General features: G+C 35.7%; 16 protein-coding genes. 12 read left to right on the forward strand and 4 right to left on the reverse strand.

What is annotated here, in order from left to right:
- Positions 1-43 precede the first annotated feature (43 nt).
- The 11 genes from ESZ48_RS01735 to ESZ48_RS01785 all read left to right on the forward strand — a co-directional run bounded on the left by ESZ48_RS01735 (position 44) and on the right by ESZ48_RS01785 (position 13,527).
- The gene (locus ESZ48_RS01735; RefSeq protein WP_129015580.1) at positions 44-910 is read left to right on the forward strand and encodes a hypothetical protein; all 867 of its coding nucleotides are present in this window, start codon (positions 44-46) and stop codon (positions 908-910) included.
- On the forward strand, positions 885-2,012 hold the full coding sequence (locus tag ESZ48_RS01740) for a glycosyltransferase family 4 protein (RefSeq protein ID WP_129015581.1): 1,128 nt from the start codon (positions 885-887) through the stop codon (positions 2,010-2,012). Before ESZ48_RS01735 ends, ESZ48_RS01740 begins: the two co-directional genes overlap by 26 nt.
- Positions 2,005-3,462, forward strand: a complete 1,458-nt coding sequence (locus tag ESZ48_RS01745; RefSeq protein ID WP_129015582.1) for a Gfo/Idh/MocA family oxidoreductase — start codon at positions 2,005-2,007, stop codon at positions 3,460-3,462. Before ESZ48_RS01740 ends, ESZ48_RS01745 begins: the two co-directional genes overlap by 8 nt.
- 27 nt (positions 3,463-3,489) lie before the next feature.
- Positions 3,490-4,428, forward strand: coding sequence for a hypothetical protein (locus tag ESZ48_RS01750; RefSeq protein ID WP_129015583.1), 939 nt, complete (start codon positions 3,490-3,492; stop codon positions 4,426-4,428).
- Positions 4,429-4,491: 63 nt separating this feature from the next.
- The gene (locus tag ESZ48_RS01755; protein WP_129015584.1) at positions 4,492-6,639 is read left to right on the forward strand and encodes a bi-domain-containing oxidoreductase; all 2,148 of its coding nucleotides are present in this window, start codon (positions 4,492-4,494) and stop codon (positions 6,637-6,639) included.
- Between the two features lie 2 nt (positions 6,640-6,641).
- Positions 6,642-7,859 (forward strand): O-antigen ligase family protein, encoded by a 1,218-nt coding sequence (locus ESZ48_RS01760; protein WP_129015585.1) that lies wholly within the window; start codon positions 6,642-6,644, stop codon positions 7,857-7,859.
- Positions 7,856-9,049: an O-antigen ligase family protein gene (locus tag ESZ48_RS01765; RefSeq protein ID WP_129015586.1), complete on the forward strand. Its 1,194-nt coding sequence runs from the start codon at positions 7,856-7,858 to the stop codon at positions 9,047-9,049. Before ESZ48_RS01760 ends, ESZ48_RS01765 begins: the two co-directional genes overlap by 4 nt.
- Complete coding sequence (locus ESZ48_RS01770; RefSeq protein WP_129015587.1) at positions 9,042-10,196, forward strand: delta-aminolevulinic acid dehydratase; 1,155 nt, start codon at positions 9,042-9,044, stop codon at positions 10,194-10,196. The genes ESZ48_RS01765 and ESZ48_RS01770 overlap by 8 nt, the downstream gene beginning before the upstream one ends.
- A complete protein-coding gene (locus tag ESZ48_RS01775; RefSeq protein WP_129015588.1) occupies positions 10,193-10,933 on the forward strand; it encodes a WecB/TagA/CpsF family glycosyltransferase in 741 nt (246 codons plus the stop codon). The genes ESZ48_RS01770 and ESZ48_RS01775 overlap by 4 nt, the downstream gene beginning before the upstream one ends.
- Before the next feature lie 244 nt (positions 10,934-11,177).
- Complete coding sequence (locus tag ESZ48_RS01780) at positions 11,178-12,167, forward strand: UDP-glucuronic acid decarboxylase family protein (protein WP_129016042.1); 990 nt, start codon at positions 11,178-11,180, stop codon at positions 12,165-12,167.
- A 1-nt stretch (position 12,168) separates the two neighbouring features.
- Entirely contained in the window at positions 12,169-13,527 is a 1,359-nt protein-coding gene (locus ESZ48_RS01785) for an undecaprenyl-phosphate glucose phosphotransferase (protein ID WP_129015589.1), read from the forward strand.
- Here ESZ48_RS01785 and ESZ48_RS01790 read toward each other — a convergent pair.
- From ESZ48_RS01790 to ESZ48_RS01800, 3 genes are read right to left on the reverse strand one after another with little or no spacing between them, the layout of a single operon-like run.
- Positions 13,524-14,690 (reverse strand): glycosyltransferase family 4 protein, encoded by a 1,167-nt coding sequence (locus ESZ48_RS01790; RefSeq protein ID WP_129015590.1) that lies wholly within the window; start codon positions 14,688-14,690, stop codon positions 13,524-13,526. The two genes, ESZ48_RS01785 and ESZ48_RS01790, sit on opposite strands and share 4 nt — an antisense overlap.
- A complete protein-coding gene (gene wecB / locus ESZ48_RS01795) occupies positions 14,690-15,784 on the reverse strand; it encodes a non-hydrolyzing UDP-N-acetylglucosamine 2-epimerase (RefSeq protein ID WP_129015591.1) in 1,095 nt (364 codons plus the stop codon). The genes ESZ48_RS01790 and wecB overlap by 1 nt, the downstream gene beginning before the upstream one ends.
- Positions 15,781-17,097 carry a phenylacetate--CoA ligase family protein gene (locus tag ESZ48_RS01800; RefSeq protein WP_129015592.1) on the reverse strand — a complete coding sequence of 439 codons (1,317 nt, stop codon included), beginning with the start codon at positions 17,095-17,097 and terminating at the stop codon, positions 15,781-15,783. The genes wecB and ESZ48_RS01800 overlap by 4 nt, the downstream gene beginning before the upstream one ends.
- A gap of 374 nt (positions 17,098-17,471) precedes the next feature.
- On the opposite strand from ESZ48_RS01800, the gene purD reads away from it, so the two are divergent.
- Entirely contained in the window at positions 17,472-18,743 is a 1,272-nt protein-coding gene (purD, locus tag ESZ48_RS01805) for a phosphoribosylamine--glycine ligase (protein WP_129015593.1), read from the forward strand.
- Here purD and ESZ48_RS01810 read toward each other — a convergent pair.
- Positions 18,738-18,962, reverse strand: a complete 225-nt coding sequence (locus ESZ48_RS01810) for a DUF6341 family protein (protein ID WP_129015594.1) — start codon at positions 18,960-18,962, stop codon at positions 18,738-18,740. The genes purD and ESZ48_RS01810 overlap by 6 nt on opposite strands.
- Positions 18,963-19,038: the final 76 nt, after the last annotated feature.

The following is a 19,038-nucleotide window of genomic DNA, read 5'->3' on the forward strand; positions in this document are numbered from 1 at the left end:
TCTATTTTTCTATCTTATATGCTGCTATATAATAGCTAATAAAGTGTTCGAAACACCTGAAAACATTGATAAGGCAATTGCTATTATCAAAAAAATTGCTTTTTGGTCTATTGTATTTCAGTTAATTTACTTTGCATACCTATATGCTACTGTTCCAAATTACTCACCGTTAACAACGTTTTCATATTATTCGTCTGTTGTTGTGATGGGTGTATTGACTTATGGTGCCTATGCTTTGGTGTTTTTTAATGGTTCCAAAAGAGCTTTGGTGTTTTTAATGGCCTTAATAATTTCTGGGCTTTTAGGTCACGCATCTTCTTTCTTCGCCTTGTTTGTAATGCTTTTGATCCATTTCTATATTTCATTTACCCCAAAGGTTAGATTTATTACTGCTGGTGTGTTATTGGTGATATTGGTACTTTTGTTTCAATTACCTCAGTTTAATGATAATAATGCTACTTGGAGAATCATCTATTGGTCGCAAGTAGTACATAGGGCCGTTATTGATAATTTTATGATTTTTGGTGATGGTTTCGGAAGGCCTTACATGTCTTTGGAAGATGCTAAAGTATTTACCAGACAAATTAATTCTTCATTTATGGAAACTGGGGTTAATTATAAATATGAAAGATGGGTAACTCCGCCGCACAATTCATTTCTAACTATTATTCATCATATTGGCGTGGTGCCTCTGTTACTTTTATTTCTGCCAATAAAAGGATTATTCAGTCAAATATTTATCGAAAGTAGATCGATGGACAAGGATCGTTTATTCTTGTTTTTCACATTATGGGGATTAATAATATGGGTGTTTTTTAATGTTATTTTAGAGTTGCCTCATTCTGCCATATACTTTTGGCTCATTTACTTTACATACATTTTTTATGAAAAAAGAACGTCAAAAGAATAAGATCTTATTTCTAATACAACTACCACCTCCAATTCATGGCGTCTCTGTTATAAATGAACATATCTACAATTTAGATATTTTTAATGGCCCTTTTAGAAAGGATGAAGTTGAGCTCAAATTCTCAAATAACCTTGAAACACTTTCCCAATTAAGTTTTGAAAAGATATTTCGAACTTTTAAAATTGCCTATAGTTTAATTAAGAAATGCATCACGTTTAGACCAAACTTTATTTATTTTACAATTTCCCCAGCCAACAATACCTTTTATAGAGATTTACTGTATGTGCTCATTATTAAAGTAATGCGAGTACATCCAATTTACCATTTACATGGTAAAGGAATTGCTGATAACATTACTAAACATGGGTTTTTATTGAAAATTTACAGATGGGTATTTAATAATGCCACTATAATCCATCTCTCAGATGGACTGTTGGCTAGTGAAATAACCCCGCTGAATTTAACCAACACCAAAACCTATACACTTCAAAATGGAATTAAAAAAGTAGAAGGTTCTTCGTCTTTTAAATTAGAGGAAAAAGAGGATGATATTCTGTTTTTATCCAATTTATTCCCTTCTAAAGGTATATTTGTTCTTTTAGAAGCATTACAATTGGTCGTTAAAAAACGGCCATTAATAAAAGTGAATATTGTTGGTGACACTGTAAATGCAGATATTTTGCAAAAGGTAAATGATAAGATAGAGTCGTCCGGATTAAAGAAAAATGTCATTATCCATGGTTCAAAAACTGGTTCTCAGAAGAATGCCTTTTTTGAATCGTCAAAAATATTTGTACACCCAACGCTTAATGACGCGTTTCCATTAGTCATTTTAGAGGCCTTACAATACGGACTTCCGGTAATTTCTACCTTTGAGGGGGCTATCCCGGAAATTATTGATCAAAATACAGGAGTTCTTTTGCCCAAAAACCAGCCTAAGATGTTAGCTGATGAAATTGTAAAGATGCTTGACAATACGCCTAAATTGATTAAAATGAGCGCCAACTGTCGCACTCAGTTTAGCGAATATTATTCACTAGATCGTTTTGACAGGAATCTTAATGTTATTTTTGAAGCTATATTAGAAGAAGCATATGTTTGAGATTAATAGATTAGATGCTCTGGAGTATGATGAATTGATTTCTGTAGAACAAATTGAACACGGAGAGATCAAGGATAGGCCAGAAGCTGAACATAAACTTCGAAAGGTTTGGTTTTTCCTTTTTGCTGAAGGTTTTAAGAGGACTTTCGCCAAAATAAGATCCAAAAGGAATAGATTATTGGATCTACATAAATACAAAACCATCATAAAGGTTAAGTATCAAAATAAAACTTACTTAAATTTTAGCCTTCAAACTTCAAGGGAACTTCAGGATTTTGTGATCAGGAATGCCTTTTTTGAGAGTGATGAAAGTTTCAATTATTCTTTTGAAAACAGCAGCTTGAACTTCAACCAATTTGTTGGAAAGGACTATTCTGATCAGGACAAAATTAAACCCATTGCCATTTCTGAAAAAAAGGAAAACCCCTTAAATGTCATTTCTCCAACCTATGATGAGGGCGTGTTTTTATATGGTTTAGGTGATTATTCACGTGTTTATATTGCACCTAATCTGAAGAGTTTAAAGCAGATTTATTGTATTGATTATGTCTCAACCTATGCTGATTACTACAAAACATCCTATAATTATGAATTTAGTGGTTTGGTACCTCAAGAGAGTTATGATCAACTAAGTTTGGTAAAAAAGCCATTGGCCATTATAGCCACCTATCATTCCGATCATACACGGATTGTTGGGGAGATTTTCAATATCAATCCAAATACAATTTTCTTTATAGAAAAACCGCCTTGTGTCACTTTAGATGATATTTCAAAGTTAGTCCAACTTTACCTCAATGGAGCTAAAATTGAAATAGGATATAATAGAAGATATATCCCCATTAATCAAGAAATCAAGAAACGTTTGAGTGGTCAAAGAGCGGTTATCAATATCTCTATAAAGGAAATACTCATAAATGACAATCATTGGTATTTTTGGGAAAATCAAGGCACACGCATCACAGGAAATTTAACACATTGGATTGACATCTGTAATTTTTGGCTTGAAGACGAGATTCCGATAGAACTGAACATGCTAAAAAGCGCTTCTAAGGACGAGACATTTGCCGTATCAATTTTATATAGTAATGGATCACTTGCTAACATAACGGTATCTGATAAAGGTAACTCTTTGAGAGGGGTCCAGGAAAAAATAGAGATACGCACAGAGCTTGAAACCTACCATATTGACGATTACCAAAGAATGTATTTCATAACAAAAAATGGTAAGAAGCACAATAGAAATCGCATTAAACGCATTAAAGGGCATGATGAAATGTATAAATATGTTGTAGATTTGTACCATGATAAAGTTGGTTTTAACTATGGCGTCCAAGACTTGATAAAAACCGCCTTAACGACGTATCATTTATCTGAAATGTTTAAAAACGACATTAGAACCTTCACCATAAAAGACACGATCATGTCTATGTTAAATAAAATTAAAGTCTAAAGAATCTTAAAATTAACATTAAATAAAATGCTCAAAAAATTAGTTGTTATTCTGACCTTAGTAATGATTGTGGCATCCTGTAAGGACGATTCCAAACAAAGTAAAGCTGACGAAACTTCAGAAACAGAAACGTCAAAAACAGCTTTTGAGGATCGCGAAATTGAAGAGGCACTTTTTGATGGTTATTTTGTAAAACATTCCTCTGGCTATGATATCGCGTTAAAGAATAATACACTTTATATGCTCAAAGCCAATCCTTCAGAAAAGGATGAAAACACCACCTTCTTTGTGGATGTTATTCCAAAAAACGGAAGCTTGCAAAATTTTAACTTGCCGCCTTCCGAAGTAAACTTCAACGACAGTTTGAGTGAAAATTATAATAATGTTGCGGTGCACAAGTTTGTTTTACCTAAGGTAGAAGGTGATTATGAAATTATAGTAGGTCAATATGATAATGTGGGAAGGGTTTGGACAACAACGATTCAATCAGGGATGTTAGGTCAAGATATCCACAACTACAGAAATGAATATGCCAAAAATATTAAATCAACTAGATATTTAAAAGAATTTGAAACGGCATTAGCTCAAGGTTACTTTATGATGTATCCGGAAGGTTACGATGTATTGGTTAATGGGAATATGGTTTACTTTATTAAACCAACAAACATTGATGTAGATGTAGATACCAGGTTTTACTTGCATGTCAAATTTGAAAATACTGAGGAAAACATGGTATTGGATTTTAATGGAAGAGATGCTCAGATAGATCAGAGGCTTGGATCAAAGTATGAAAATTTTACAGTAATTAGAAAAGAGGTGCCATCAGAAAAGAAGATTGTTGAGGTAGGCGTTGGCCAATTTAATAATGAAGGTAGGACGTGGCAAGTTATTTATGATCTAGAAAAAATGTATGATAATATCACATATATGTATGATAATCAGTACAGGGAATATATTCAGAAGTAACCACTGCTTTCAATAAAACAATATGCCATCAACTAAAAGCAGTTGGTAAAATAATTCAAATTCATGAAACAAGTCATACAAAATTTCAAATCGGGAGAGTTATATGTTGATGATGTGCCCTTGCCCTCAATTTCAGAAGGCATGGTTTTGGTTGAAAACAAATTTTCATTAATAAGCGCCGGGACGGAGCGAGGCACAGTTAAAGTTGGTAAGGCCAGCTTACTTGGAAAAGCAAAACAACGGCCAGATTTAGTTGCGCAAGTAATTCAAAATATTAAAAAAGAAGGTTTAAAGGCAACATTAGACAAGGTAAAAACAAAATTAGACAGTTTAAAAGCTTTAGGATATAGCACCTCTGGTGTGGTTAGTGCATCCATGGACACTAACAACATGTTTCAAGTTGGCGATAGAGTGGCGTGTGCTGGACAAGATTATGCATCTCATTCTGAAATTGTAGCCATACCACAAAATTTAATCGCAAAAATACCGGACAATGTCTCCTTTGAAGATGCCAGTTATACAACATTAGGGGCAATTGCCCTGCAAGGTGTTAGACAAAGTGAACCAACTCTTGGTGATAATGTTTGTGTCATCGGTTTGGGGTTATTAGGCCAGATCACATGTCAACTTCTAAAAGCAAATGGCTGCAATGTGTTTGGCATTGATTTATCTTCCCGATTGGTAGCTCTTGCCAATGAAACGGTCGCAGATAACGCAATGTTAAGAAGTGACTCCAATCTTTTGGCTACAATAGACGACTTTACAAATGGACATGGTTTTGATAGTGTCATTATTACTGCTGCCACACCATCCAATGATCCAATTGAGCTATCCGCTGAGATCGCACGAAAAAAAGGAAAAATAGTTGTGGTTGGCGCTGTCAAAATGGACATCCCAAGAGATCCTCATTTTTTTAGAAAAGAATTGGATTTACGGATGTCATGTTCCTATGGCCCTGGTCGATACGATGTGAATTACGAAGAAAACGGTCAAGATTATCCTTATGCTTATGTGCGTTGGACAGAACAGCGAAATATGGAAGCTTTTTTGAAATTGATTTCAAATGGCAGTGTGAATTTAAAACCGCTGACCACTCATGTCTTTGATATTGTGGAGGCTGAGAAAGCTTATGACATTGTTTTAGGTAAAGTTGAAGAGTTTTCCCTAGGGATTTTATTAAAATATGATGACAGTAATTCACTAAAAAACGTATCAAAGTTTAAAGTCAATACAAATGCTGTTAAAAACATCAATATCGGATTTATAGGCGCGGGAAGTTTTGCCCAAAGTTATTTGATTCCCAATGTTAAAGCTGCGGGTGCCTCTTTGGACACTGTGGTAACCACCAAGGGAATTACATCTAAAAATGTCGCTGAAAAATTCGGATTTAACCATACCTCTTCAAATGCTGACGATGTTATGGAAAACCCTCAAATCAATACGGTTTTTATTGCAACACCTCATAACTCACACGCACAATACGCGATTGGTGCTTTAAAGGCGAATAAGCACGTTTTTATAGAAAAGCCTTTGGCCATGACTCCAGAAGAGCTAAAAGACGTTGAGGAGGACTATAAAGAGGCAGGCGTCACGCTTATGGTTGGGTTTAACAGACGTTTTGCAGATGTTTCTAAGGCCATTAAAAAAGCTTTCGAGAATTTAACGGAGCCTGTATTTGTAAATATAAGGGTAAATGCAGGATTTATTCCCAAAGAGCATTGGACACAAAACCCTGAAATTGGTGGCGGAAGAATTATTGGCGAAATGTGCCATTTTATAGATTTGATGCAGTATTTCACGGATTCTGAACCTATTAAAGTTTATGCGGATTGTATCAATACCACCAATGAGAAACTGAAAGCTGATGATAATATTTCTATAATAGTAAAGTTTAAAAATGGTTCTGTAGGAAGTCTTAATTATTTGGCCAATGGCGACAAATCTTTGCCAAAAGAAATGATTGAAGTTTTTGGAGGCGGAAAAACCGGTAGAATCCACGATTTTAGGTCGGGAGAACTGCATGAAGGAAATAAAATCACAAAAATAAAGTCCATTTCAAAAGGGCATAAACAAGAAGTAGAAGCATTTTTGACTTCGATAAAAGAAGGCACTGTCAGTCCAATAAGCTTTGAATCCATAAGGCTTACCACTGAAACTACATTTAAAATAATTGATAGTTTAAATATTGGTCTGCCACAAACTATTAGCTAAATATGTTGTCACAAGCAAACTTGAAAAGCCTATATATCTATGTAATGTATGTGTTGGCTTTTATGATACCCTCAGGAATTTACAATTTTGAAGGTGTTGTTATCGCATTACTGTTCTTGTTGTGGTTGGTTACCAAGCAATACAAAGAAATAAAAAGTCAAACTACAATTCTTCCGTTTTTACTTCCTTTCTTTTTTTTGTTATACCCTTTGAGTTTGTTTTATACAAACGATTTGCCAAGTGGCTTTGGCCAAATCACTATGCACCTGTCTTATCTGCTCATTCCACTGGCTTTTATCAGCAACGTGATTGATGATAGAATAAAAAGAAATATACTGCTGGTTTTTCTGTTTTCGACAGTTTTATTTGTCTTTATCGCTGATGTTTATGCCGTTGTTGACATTATTCAAACGGAGCGTTATATCGTTAGGGTAGCTAAAGGTGATTACTATAAATTTTTATCTTATGGTTTAACAAGAGTTTTTTCTGATTGGCATCCTACTGTTGTATCGCTATTTTTGATGTTTAGTTTGGTTTTAACGGTAAAGTATCTTTTTAAACCCAAGAAATTCTTATCGATATTTTTATCGATTTTTATCATTATAAACATTTTTTTGCTTAAGTCTTTAATTGGTATTATATGCTTATTGGGTGTAACGGTGTTGTTCTTGTTCTCTTTGATTAAAAGGAAACCTTATAAGTTTGGCGCGGTGTTTCTTGTTATTATCCTAGCGATTGCTTTTTATATTTTCAACCCCTTTAGGATTGATAAGATTCAGCAGTTTAAAAGAACAAATGTGGAAATAACAGATAATCAGGACACGAGGAATGTACTTTCTATCAGATTGGTTAAGTGGAGCTCCACATTCAATTTGTTTTTAGAAAATCCGGTTTTAGGTGTTGGTCCAGGCGATTTGAAACAAGATCTCGTTGGCGAGTATATTGATAAAGGTTATGATTTTGCTGCAGAGCGCAGATTTGGACCTCATAATCAATACCTCCAAATACTTGCGGCTTTTGGTGTTTTTGGATTTGTGCTGTTTTTTATAATCCTATTTTGGCCTTACTTAAAAGGCATTGAGATCAATAACCTGTATTTTTGGTTTTTAATTATGACCTTGACGTTTTTTATGACAGAAGATGTTTTAGAAAGACAACAAGGAATCGTGTTTTTCAGCTTCTTTTATGCACTACTTCTAATGCGCCCTAAAAGAACATGAAATTAAGGATAATCATAGGTATTAGTTTTCTTTTAGCGTTGGATTTGGTATTTCTAATAGCTTTTGGAAAATCATATACGACGCTCACTTTATTTCCTCCTTTTTTCTATGCCCATGATGTGATGTTGTTGATGATGATGCTTTTTTGCATTCCCTATTTTAAATTCGCTCAACGCATCAGAAGTATAGAGTTACTGTTTTTAATTGCCGTTTTCTACTTAATATATTCTTTCTTTAACCGAGGCATTGAAAATGTAGAAATTATTTTAAGACAATTCATGATCTTTGGTTATGGCATTTGTCTCTATGTCATTATGAATTCGGTTTTTACAAACAAGACCATAAGCAAGAATTTCGCGCAATACGTGATGTATTTTGGATTGGCGTGTGTAACAGTACAAATTCTATATATTCCCTATATATTCCTTTACGTGGGCAAAAATCCTTTTTTTGAAAGATGGTATTTTTCGCCCATAATAATGATGGGCATTTTTATTTTAGCCAGTTATATTTTGATTAATGTGAAGGGTAAATTGCTGAAAAATATACTGTTTGCAGTCGTTTTTATAGTGTCGCTTTCTACCGGACATGATTCGACATATTTGAGTTTAGCCGTGATTTATATTGCTTATCTGTTTGTGATGAGCTCAAGAAATTATAGAATTATAGTATCGATGTCTCTTTTAATTGGGATGGTATTGGTTTTTTACTTTATCCCTTCATTTACAGACGTTAATGTCAAGTGGCGATTATTGTTTTGGAAAGATTCCTTGTTGCGCATTGCTAACAACTATTTTATTTTTGGTGATGGGTTTGGAATCCAATATGGCACAGAAGAGACTATAAAAAATTTAAATTCACTTTACCCCGATTTGCCAAAGAGTCCTAGGATTTCTGGCGATGAAAAATACCTGACGGCTCCACATAATTCTTTTCTATCTATGGCCATCCACATCGGTATCCTTTCAATCGTGTTTTTGTTTTATCCCATTAAAGCGTTTTTCACCTATAAAAGCTTCAGAATGGATAATGAAATTTTATTTTTGTCATTAAGTTTGGTTGGAATGGTGGTCTTTTCTGCTTTTAATGTCATTTTAGAGCTTCCGCATTCGTCATCAATCTTTTGGATTGTGTTATTTGGTTTAATATTTAAACTATCAGAAAAAATTGGAATACCATCAAATGAGTGAGAGCTTTGAAAAACTCAAGGCATATTGTGAAAAAGAAAACTTTAAAGGATGGGATCCCTATGACGGTTTAAACAGTTGGTTCATTCAGAAGACCGTTTTAGGAAAATCCAGATTCTTCAGATTAGCTTGGATCCAACTTTTCAAAAGAAGCCCGATTAATTTACGACCTTTATTTGGGGTGGAAAAGGATTACAATCCTAAGGGATTGGGACTTTTTTTGACGGGATATTGCAATCTTTATAAGATTGAAAAAAATCCGGTCCATTTAGAGAAAATAAACACTTTGGCCCATCAAATTATCAGTCTTCAAACCAAAGGTTACTCTGGAGCGTGTTGGGGCTATAATTTTGACTGGCAAGCGCGAGCCTTTTTTCAGCCAAAATTCACACCCACAGTAGTGGCCACTACCTTCATCTCTGAAGCGCTTTTAGAAGCCTATGACATTACCCAAAACAAGCTGTATTTGGATACGGCTATAAGTGCCTCAAAATTTGTATTGAACGATTTGAACAAATCCTATGACAATGACGGCGATTTTACCTTTTCATATTCACCTTTAGATCATACGCAAGTTTATAATGCGGGTTTGCTAGGTGCAAAATTATTGAGTTTGGTTTATAAATATACCCAAGAAAGCCATTTGTTGGACGAAGCCAAAAAAGTGGTCTCCTATGTGTGTAAAAGGCAGTATCAAGATGGATCATGGAGCTATGGCACCTTGCCTTTCCACCAATGGATAGATAATTTTCATACGGGATATAATCTTGAATGTATCCATGTCTATCGTACGGTCTCTGGAGATACTTCCTATGATGAATACTTTGATAAAGGAATGTCTTATTATTTAACTACGTTTTTCACTGACGAGGGAATTTCCAAATATTACAACAACAGCATATTTCCAATTGACATTCATGCCCCCGCACAATTAATTGTTACCTTGGCAAAATGTGGTAATTTTACGTCTCAGAAAGCACTGGTAGATCGCGTTCTTAATTGGACCATCATTAACATGCAATCTCCAAAAGGTTATTTTTACTATCAAAAAAAGAAGCATGTTACATCAGGAATTCCTTATATAAGATGGGCACAATCTTGGATGTTTTATGCGTTTAGTTATTATTTTGTTGAATCAGAAGAGCAATGAACAGGATTAAAATTCTTAATACGGTTATAGATAACTATTCCACAGAAGAGACACTGGCGATTGTTGAAAATGCCATTAAGAATAAAAAGCAAATACATCACACGGTTGTAAATGCAGGCAAAATTGTTGCCATGCAATCGGATTTACAATTGCGTAAAAGTGTTAATGAAAGTGATTTGATAAATGCCGATGGTCAAGCTGTGGTTTGGGCATCTCGGATTTTAAGAAAGCCTTTAAAAGAACGCGTTGCAGGCATTGATTTAATGATAAATTTGGTGGCCTGTGCACATAAAAACAACACCAAAATATTCTTTTTTGGAGCCAAGGAGGAAGTTGTCAAAGAAGTCGTAAATAAATATTCCAAGGCCTATTCGCCAAACATTATCGCTGGTTATAGAAATGGCTATTTTAAAAAAGAAGAAGAGCAGGAAATAGCGAAAGAAATATCTAAAAGTGGTGCCAGTATTCTTTTTGTAGCGATCAGCTCTCCCACAAAAGAAAACTTTTTATACGAGAACAAGGAGCTTCTCAGTAATGTCAACTTTATTATGGGTGTCGGAGGTAGCTTTGATGTGGTTTCCGGTAAAGTAAAACGCGCACCCTTATGGATGCAAAACTCTGGAATGGAATGGTTTTACCGTTTTATTCAAGAACCAAAACGCATGTGGAAGCGCTATCTTGTGGGTAACACAAAGTTTATTTTTCTTGTTCTAAAAGAAAGATTGTCCATAACATAATCCTTAATTCTTAGTGATTTTCGACTTTCAAGATGGAATGGATGCCTCTGCCGTTCAAAGATGTTTGTTTTATAAGAGCACTATTGACTTCTTTTTTATTTGTTCAATACCAGATATAATTATTAACTTGTTGAACTCGAAATTGAAATAACACATTATATTTGAAAATTCAAATCATTGTAGTGTAATCAATGAGATAATTGCATATTTCATTATAAAATGTGCTCAAATGAATTCGAATTTAATGTCTAAAAACATCCTCATTACAGGAGCCGCAGGATTTCTTGGATCCCATCTCTGTGATCGCTTTATAAAAGAAGGTTTTAATGTTATTGGAATGGATAATTTCATTACCGGTGACTTTAATAATATTAAGCACTTAGAAGATCATCCGCTGTTCAAGTTAATTGAGCATGATGTTACCAAACATATTACCATTGAGGAAGACCTACATTATATCCTCCACTTTGCATCGCCCGCAAGCCCTATCGATTATTTAAAAATCCCCATTCAAACTTTAAAAGTGGGGTCTTTGGGTACGCACAATTTGTTGGGTTTGGCCAAAGCAAAAAAAGCCAGATTGCTCATTGCGTCCACTTCTGAGGTTTATGGTGATCCGTTGGTACATCCACAAACGGAGGACTATTATGGCAATGTCAATACCATTGGCCCGCGTGGCGTATATGATGAAGCCAAACGCTTTCAAGAATCGATAACCATGGCCTACCACAGATTTCATGGTCTCGAGACCCGTATCGTCAGGATTTTTAACACCTATGGCCCGCGAATGAGACTCAATGATGGGCGCGTTATTCCGGCATTTATGGGACAAGCGCTAAGAGGCGAAGATTTAACCGTTTTTGGCGATGGCTCACAAACACGCTCTTTTTGTTATGTTGATGATCAGATAGAAGGTATTTATAGATTGTTATTCAGTGATTATGCCTATCCTGTAAATATTGGTAATCCTCACGAAATTTCGATTAAGGATTTTGCTGAAGAAATTATAAAACTCACCAATACCAATCAAAAAGTGGTCTATAGAGACCTCCCGGTTGATGATCCAATGCAAAGACAACCAGATATTAGTTTGGCTAAAAAGCTATTGGACTGGGAACCAAAAGTTGGGAGAGCAGAAGGCATGGCCATTACCTATAATTATTTCAAAAGTCTTTCAGAAGAAGAACTCTATAAAAGTGCACATAAAGATTTTACAAACCATATAAAAAAATAATGTGAATACTTTTAAGCAAGGTCGATATTCTGGGTATTTAAGGCCCATTTCATATGTAATTGATTTAACTGTAATCAACGGTCTTGCGATTTTTTATTTTTTCAAAGATATTGATCCCATCCTTTTTGTATTGGTAGTGTCCAGTGCTTGGGTGATTCTATCGATAGCTTCAAAATTCTATGAAGTGTATCGATATACCAGAGAGGTGACCATCTTTTCTTTGGTTTTGCGACAGATGATTCTATTTACCCTAATTATTTTTGCTTTTTCAGGCTATCATCAACAATTCAATATCGCACCTAAAACGGTTATAAAATATGTGCTGTTGGTCTTTACGTTTATTACCGTCTTCAAATTTGCCGTATATTATTTGCTTCAGAAATATCGAGTATCATTTGGTGGAAATTACAGGAATACGGTCATTTTAGGGGTTAATAAGAAAACGTTGGCCTTAGAGAATTTTTTCAATAAAAATCCAGAATATGGGTACATCCACAAAAAGACCTTTAGTTTTCGTGATAAAAAAGATGTTGATCTTAACGTCTGCTTCGAGTATATTAAAGAGAATGCAGTTGATGAAATCTATTGCTCCATTTCAGAACTTTCAAATACGCAGATCATGGAAATTACCGATTTTGCAGATAATAATCTCAAAATCTTAAAATTTCTACCAGACAACAAAGAAATTTATTCCAAAAAACTGAAATATGAGTATTACAATTATATCCCAATACTCTCACTAAGAAACATTCCACTTGAAGACTCTGTAAATCAAGTGATAAAAAGGAGTTTTGATATTGTTTTTTCAAGCTTGGTCATTGTTTTAGTTTTATCATGGCTCACGCCGTTGATCGCTATTTTGATCAAGTTAGAATCCAGAGGGCCTGTGTTTTTCAAGCAGTCCAGAAATGGGTTTAACTATAAAGAGTTTGACTGTTATAAGTTCAGATCGATGACACCAAACAACGATGCCCACCTTTTTCAAGCCACCAAAGACGATCAACGCGTGACGAAAGTAGGCAAGCTGTTAAGAAAAACGAGTATTGACGAATTGCCACAGTTTTTCAATGTTCTTTTTGGAGACATGTCTGTTGTAGGCCCAAGGCCACACATGGTGAGCCATACCAGTATTTACGCAAAGCGAATAGACAAGTTTATGGTAAGGCATTTTGTCAAACCTGGCATTACGGGCTTAGCTCAAATAAGCGGCTTCAGGGGCGAAATCGAAACGGATAAGGATATTATTGGCCGTGTCAAATATGATATTTTTTACATTGAAAACTGGTCGTTATTACTCGATCTAAGAATCATTGTAAGAACCTTTCTTAACGCTATAAAAGGCGATGAAAAGGCTTATTAAAGTTGTTGGACTAGTTTATCCAACTGTTTGTTAAAATCAAAGTGGAGTGTTGCAGATGCTTTGATGTGCTCCTTGAAGTCTTCATTGAGACTGGATTTTTTGAGAGTTGAAAGAATACCATTTAAATCGTCATAATCTCCAGATTTTGCAACCCACCCGAGTTGATATTTTGTAATGACAGCTTCACCTTCACCACCTCCAAAATAAAGCATAGGAAGCCCTAGTTTAGCGTATTCAAATATTTTTGAGGGTACTGAGCCATAAATCCTATTGAGTAGCGGAATGATGCCTAAATCGAATTTTAAAAGCTCTTGATGCAACACATCCCGTGAAACTTCACCATGATAGCTGATGGGCAACTCTGGATGTGTCTTAATATAGCTTTCTATGTTTGACTGTTCTGCCCCAGAACCATAAATGTCGAGCTCAATATGTTCATAATCGAGTTCTTGGCAAAGTCTTAAAATTCCTTGGGCAATTCCCAGCAATCCGGCATAGACCATTTTAATTTTACCAGGACCTGTTTCAATCGGAGCAGCGATTTCTGGAACGTCAAAATCGGGGTAGTTTCTGTATAAGAAGGTTTCCTTATATGGGAACAGTGTTTTAATATGGGTCAGGATTTCGTCGCTTTGACCCAGAATCAGGTTTGCCTTCTTGTAATTTGAACGTTCAATACGTTCTAAAAGGCGATAACTAAAGTTCTTTTTTAAAGCGCCCAGCTCCAGTCCTGCAAGAGGCCATAAGTCGCTGACATTGAGAATAAGCTTGCGTTTTTTTGATCGTAGAAAAGTACAACACGTAAAAGCTACCAAAAGTGGGGGCGATTGTACAATAACCGTTGTTGGAATTTTATGAAATATGAAATACCAGATGAGACTAAAACTGTAGGAGACCATCGCTAGCAAACGGATGACTTTGTTTTTTGAAACGGTAGCGTAAATCCATAAACGATGGAGAGTCATCCCTTTTTCATTGGAAGTATGTCTAAATTTGCCACGATAGGGTTTAAAAATTCTACCTGTCGGATAGTTGGGCAATGGTGTGATGACGGAAACCTTAAAGTTTCGCTCTTTTAAGCCTTCCGCCAAATGAAAAATTCTGTTGGATGCAGCGCCAATTTCAGGAGGAAAATAACTTGTAATGATTAGGATCTCTTTCATCACGATTTGTAGATGTCCACGAGATGATTGATGATGCGTTTTGCGGCATGACCGTCCCATAATTCGGGGATTTCACCCTTTTTCCAATCGCCAGAAAATAATTTTTCAAAAGCATCCGCAATTTTTTCTGGATCATTACCTACCAAAACATTGGTACCAATAGTGCAAGTTTCCGGCCGTTCTGTACTATCTCTTAAAGTGATGCACGGCACGTGCATGACCGTAGTTTCTTCTGTAATTCCTCCAGAATCCGTAAGTACGGCAAAGGCGTTTTTAACGAGATAATTGAACTCCAAATACCCCAAAGGCGCCACATAATGTAAGTTGTCAAAGTTTAAGTTCAACCCTTCCAAAAGTTTTTTGGTTCTTGGATGAACAGGAAAAATAATGGGATAGTCTTTTCCTAATTGGGCAAGTTGTGTGATTAAAGCTTTGAGTTGCTGTTCTTCATCTACATTACTTGGCCTGTGTAAGGTCATGACCATATATTTTTTTTCCTGCAATTGAAGTGTCTTATAAAGTTCAGGTTGTTGGAGTCTGTCTTCATTTTTAAGGAGCGTATCAATCATCACATTACCAACAAAATAAATCTGATTTTTAGGCACGCCAAGATCCTCAAGGGTTTGTGAAGCTAAAGGTGTGGTGGTGAAAAAATAGTCGGTTAAGCTATCGGTAACAATTCTGTTTATTTCTTCTGGCATATTGAGATCGCCTGAACGAATACCTGCTTCTACGTGGGCCACTTTTATCCCTGCTTTTTTTGCCACTATGGTGCAGGCCATGGTTGAGGTGACATCCCCAACCACCATGACCAAATCTGTTGGGTTTCCAGCCAATACCTTTTCGAATCCTATCATAATAGCTCCAGTTTGTTCTGCCTGTGTGCCACTTTTTACATCCAAATTGATATCTGGAAACGGAATGTTTAGTTCTTCAAAAAAGGTATCACTTAAGTTTTTATCATAATGTTGACCGGTATGGATCAATTGATAATTAAGAGCAACACCTTCTGACTGTTTTTGCTTGATGGCCTCAATAATAGGTGCTATTTTCATGAAGTTTGGGCGTGCTCCGGCTATAATGGTTATGGTCATATCTTATTTAATAATGATGTAAACTGTTTTAATTTTCCTGATTTAGAACGTTTTAAACGTGTTTGACGCTCAAAGATAATAGTTAGTCCCTTTTCAAGATAGTTTTCTATTTCTTTAATTATAATTTTAGTTTGGCTATCGGATAACTTCTCATTGCTGACATAGATGATTTTGAAGGTTTGAAGATCCAATTGCTCAATCATAAATTCCTTGACATTGCCATCATCTTCAACAATACTTTTGGTAATATAGTAAAACGTAAGTCCGGCTGCTTTCTTTCCACTTGGCAAGATGGCAAGATCATTGGTGCGTCCAATTAATTTTTGAAGCTGAGGTTTTTGAAGTGTACTTTCTTTAGAGAGGATGCCAACATCGCCAATATCATAGCGAATAAAAGGATGGGCCTTATTGTATAGTGAGGTGATGACCACACGGCCTTCCTCACCGTAAGGTAAAACTTGATTGTTATCGTCGACAATTTCCACAAAAAGAGTCTCGCTGTTGACAATCCATTCGTCTTTCGGATTTTGAAAAGCGATTAAATCCAACTCAGAGGCTCCATATTCATTGACTACTGGAATACCGAATTGTTTTTCCATGAGTAACTTATCATTTTCAAACAACATTTCTGAAGTTACGACACAAGCTTTTAGAGTAGGGCAGACACTGGTTAATATTACCTCTCTTTTCTCCAAGAATTTTGCAAATTGAACAATAGCACTTGTATACCCGTTGATATAATCAAAGCTGGTGGTTCTGAACTTTTTTAAAAAGCCTTCAAGCGCGACGTCACTAAAGTCATAAACAGAAAAGCGAAACCGACCGCTTAACACATCTTTAAAACGTTCTTGGTAATAACCTTTTTTATCTAAGGGAATTCCGTAGAATCGCGCCTGTTTAGAACTGTTGAAATTGAGATTGAACCAACCAAATCGGTCCTGAATGATGGTCCAAGTGAGTGCGTGGCAAAATTTGTCCTTCGCAAAAACAAACGGGTCTCCAGAAGAACCTGAGGTTTTGTTGACATAGACGTTTTTTGGTGAAAAACCTTCCGACAGCCGATTGATTAAAGGCTGCTGTAAATCTCTTTTCGTCATGATAGGTACAGCGTCCCAATTTGTGAATCTAGTCTCTTTAAAAACAGATTGGTAAAAGGGATTGTGTTTTAGGTGATAATTGACAATTTGTACTTTTTGCTTTTCAATATAGTCACGGAACCCTTCCTCGTTAAGGTTTTGAATAGAGACCAATACCCGTCGAGCTTCCTTAATTGGAAATCCGTTCAATTTTAAAGAAAGATCAAATAAATTCAATTGATACCCTGTTTTTGAGAATGTAAAGTAAAGAAATATATTAAACTCTTATCTAAAATCAATCTTGAAGATTCCAGATTTAATTCCGTCCTTTTCCGATTGAACCTTTGTGGTTTTTAAAGATTTTGTCTGTGGACAATGCATCATCAGAATAAAATCCACAATCGGATGATAGCAAGCAGCGGTCTCAATTTTGGTAACATCACATAACATGCTAATTTGGACGAATGGTAAATCATTACTAATTAAATCTTGATTCATGATTCTATAAGCGCAACGGTCTTGATTCTTTTATCTTCCATATTCGATTTAATCGTCAAAAATATTATTGTTTTGATGGCATAAACTATATTTTTGCACCAAACATCACTAACATGACCATTTTAATTCTCGGTTCCGGTGGAAGGGAACATACTTTTGCTTGGAAAATAGTTCAAAGCCCATTATGTCAAAAATTATTTGTTGCTCCAGGAAACTCAGGAACTGCTGAAATAGCAGAAAATGTCGATCTGAATGTCACCGATTTTCAAGCGATAAAAAAATTGGTCCTGGAAAAGCAAATTGATATGGTTGTTGTGGGTCCGGAAGATCCTTTGGTGCAAGGAATCCACGATTTCTTCCTGGAAGACGAAGCGCTAAAAAACGTGGCAGTTATTGGTCCCCAAAAGGACGCAGCACAATTGGAGGGCAGTAAGGAATTTGCTAAAGAATTCTTGTTCCGTCATCATATTCCAACTGCGGCTTATCAGAGTTTTGATGCCAATACGTTGGAAGCAGGATATCAGTTTTTGGACACTTTGAAACCACCTTATGTTTTAAAAGCGGATGGTTTGGCAGCAGGCAAAGGGGTTTTGATTTTAAATGATCTTGATGAAGCCAAAGCAGAACTAAAGAGCATGTTGGTAGATGCCAAATTTGGAACGGCCAGCAACAAAGTGGTTATTGAAGAATTTTTGGACGGTATTGAACTCAGTTGTTTTGTTCTTACCGATGGGAAAAACTATAAAATTTTACCAACGGCTAAGGATTATAAACGTATTGGCGACGGTGATACCGGATTAAATACAGGTGGAATGGGTGCAGTTTCTCCGGTACCTTTTGCCACGGAATCATTTTTGAAGAAGATTGAAGAACGTGTTGTCAAACCTACAGTTTCTGGACTTCAAAAGGATGGTTTACATTATAAAGGCTTCATTTTTATTGGGTTGATCAAAGTAGGGGATGATCCAAAGGTTATTGAATACAATGTACGGATGGGAGATCCCGAATCAGAAGTGGTCTTGCCAAGGCTCAAAAATGACTTGGTAGAGATTTTTCAGGCCATTGCCAGTCAAACACTGGACAAAATTGAAATTGAAATCGATCCACGTGCCGCTACAACAGTTATGTTGGTATCTGGTGGTTATCCTGAAAGTTATGAAAAAGGCAAGGAAATCACCGGATTGCAAAATCTAACCGACGTTATCCCTTTCCACGCAGGCGCCATATTGAAAGACGGTAAAGTCGTGACCTCTGGAGGGCGTGTGATGGCGATTACCTCAATTGGAAATACGTATCAAGAGGCCATAAAAAAATCTTATCAGAATATAGAAAAACTACATTTTGATAAGATGTATTACCGTAAGGATATTGGTTTCGATTTATAAATACGAATGGGATGAGATGCTCTTATCGTCTTCATTATTATCATCATGTTCTTTTAATTGAAGCATCCAATACACAAATGCCACAAAAGTAATGATGATAAGTATCCAAGAGACAAAATTGGCAAGCCACCAATTGCTGAGTTCCAATTCTCTTAAAGCATCAAAAGGCAATAATAAATACTCAAAAAAAGCTGCGAAGCCATTCCAAAAATCAGTCATGATAATAAATATTATATTTACAAGACAAAATTACGTTATTTTTATTTGAAATGTTCCATAAAGTGACAACGAATTT

This window comes from Gelidibacter gilvus, assembly GCF_004115975.1.
In the GTDB taxonomy this organism is placed as follows: domain Bacteria; phylum Bacteroidota; class Bacteroidia; order Flavobacteriales; family Flavobacteriaceae; genus Gelidibacter; species Gelidibacter gilvus.

What these genes read in the sequence shown, in the direction of transcription:
- ESZ48_RS01740 (WP_129015581.1), top strand. Translation starts at nt 885, where the DNA reads ATGAAAAAAGAACGTCAAAAGAATAAGATCTTATTTCTAATACAACTA.
- ESZ48_RS01745 (WP_129015582.1), top strand. Translation starts at nt 2,005, where the DNA reads ATGTTTGAGATTAATAGATTAGATGCTCTGGAGTATGATGAATTGATT.
- ESZ48_RS01750 (WP_129015583.1), top strand. Translation starts at nt 3,490, where the DNA reads ATGCTCAAAAAATTAGTTGTTATTCTGACCTTAGTAATGATTGTGGCA.
- ESZ48_RS01755 (WP_129015584.1), top strand. Translation starts at nt 4,492, where the DNA reads ATGAAACAAGTCATACAAAATTTCAAATCGGGAGAGTTATATGTTGAT.
- ESZ48_RS01760 (WP_129015585.1), top strand. Translation starts at nt 6,642, where the DNA reads ATGTTGTCACAAGCAAACTTGAAAAGCCTATATATCTATGTAATGTAT.
- ESZ48_RS01765 (WP_129015586.1), top strand. Translation starts at nt 7,856, where the DNA reads ATGAAATTAAGGATAATCATAGGTATTAGTTTTCTTTTAGCGTTGGAT.
- ESZ48_RS01770 (WP_129015587.1), top strand. Translation starts at nt 9,042, where the DNA reads ATGAGTGAGAGCTTTGAAAAACTCAAGGCATATTGTGAAAAAGAAAAC.
- ESZ48_RS01775 (WP_129015588.1), top strand. Translation starts at nt 10,193, where the DNA reads ATGAACAGGATTAAAATTCTTAATACGGTTATAGATAACTATTCCACA.
- ESZ48_RS01780 (WP_129016042.1), top strand. Translation starts at nt 11,178, where the DNA reads ATGTCTAAAAACATCCTCATTACAGGAGCCGCAGGATTTCTTGGATCC.
- ESZ48_RS01790 (WP_129015590.1), bottom strand. Translation starts at nt 14,690, where the DNA reads ATGAAAGAGATCCTAATCATTACAAGTTATTTTCCTCCTGAAATTGGC.
- wecB (WP_129015591.1), bottom strand. Translation starts at nt 15,784, where the DNA reads ATGACCATAACCATTATAGCCGGAGCACGCCCAAACTTCATGAAAATA.
- purD (WP_129015593.1), top strand. Translation starts at nt 17,472, where the DNA reads ATGACCATTTTAATTCTCGGTTCCGGTGGAAGGGAACATACTTTTGCT.
- ESZ48_RS01810 (WP_129015594.1), bottom strand. Translation starts at nt 18,962, where the DNA reads ATGACTGATTTTTGGAATGGCTTCGCAGCTTTTTTTGAGTATTTATTA.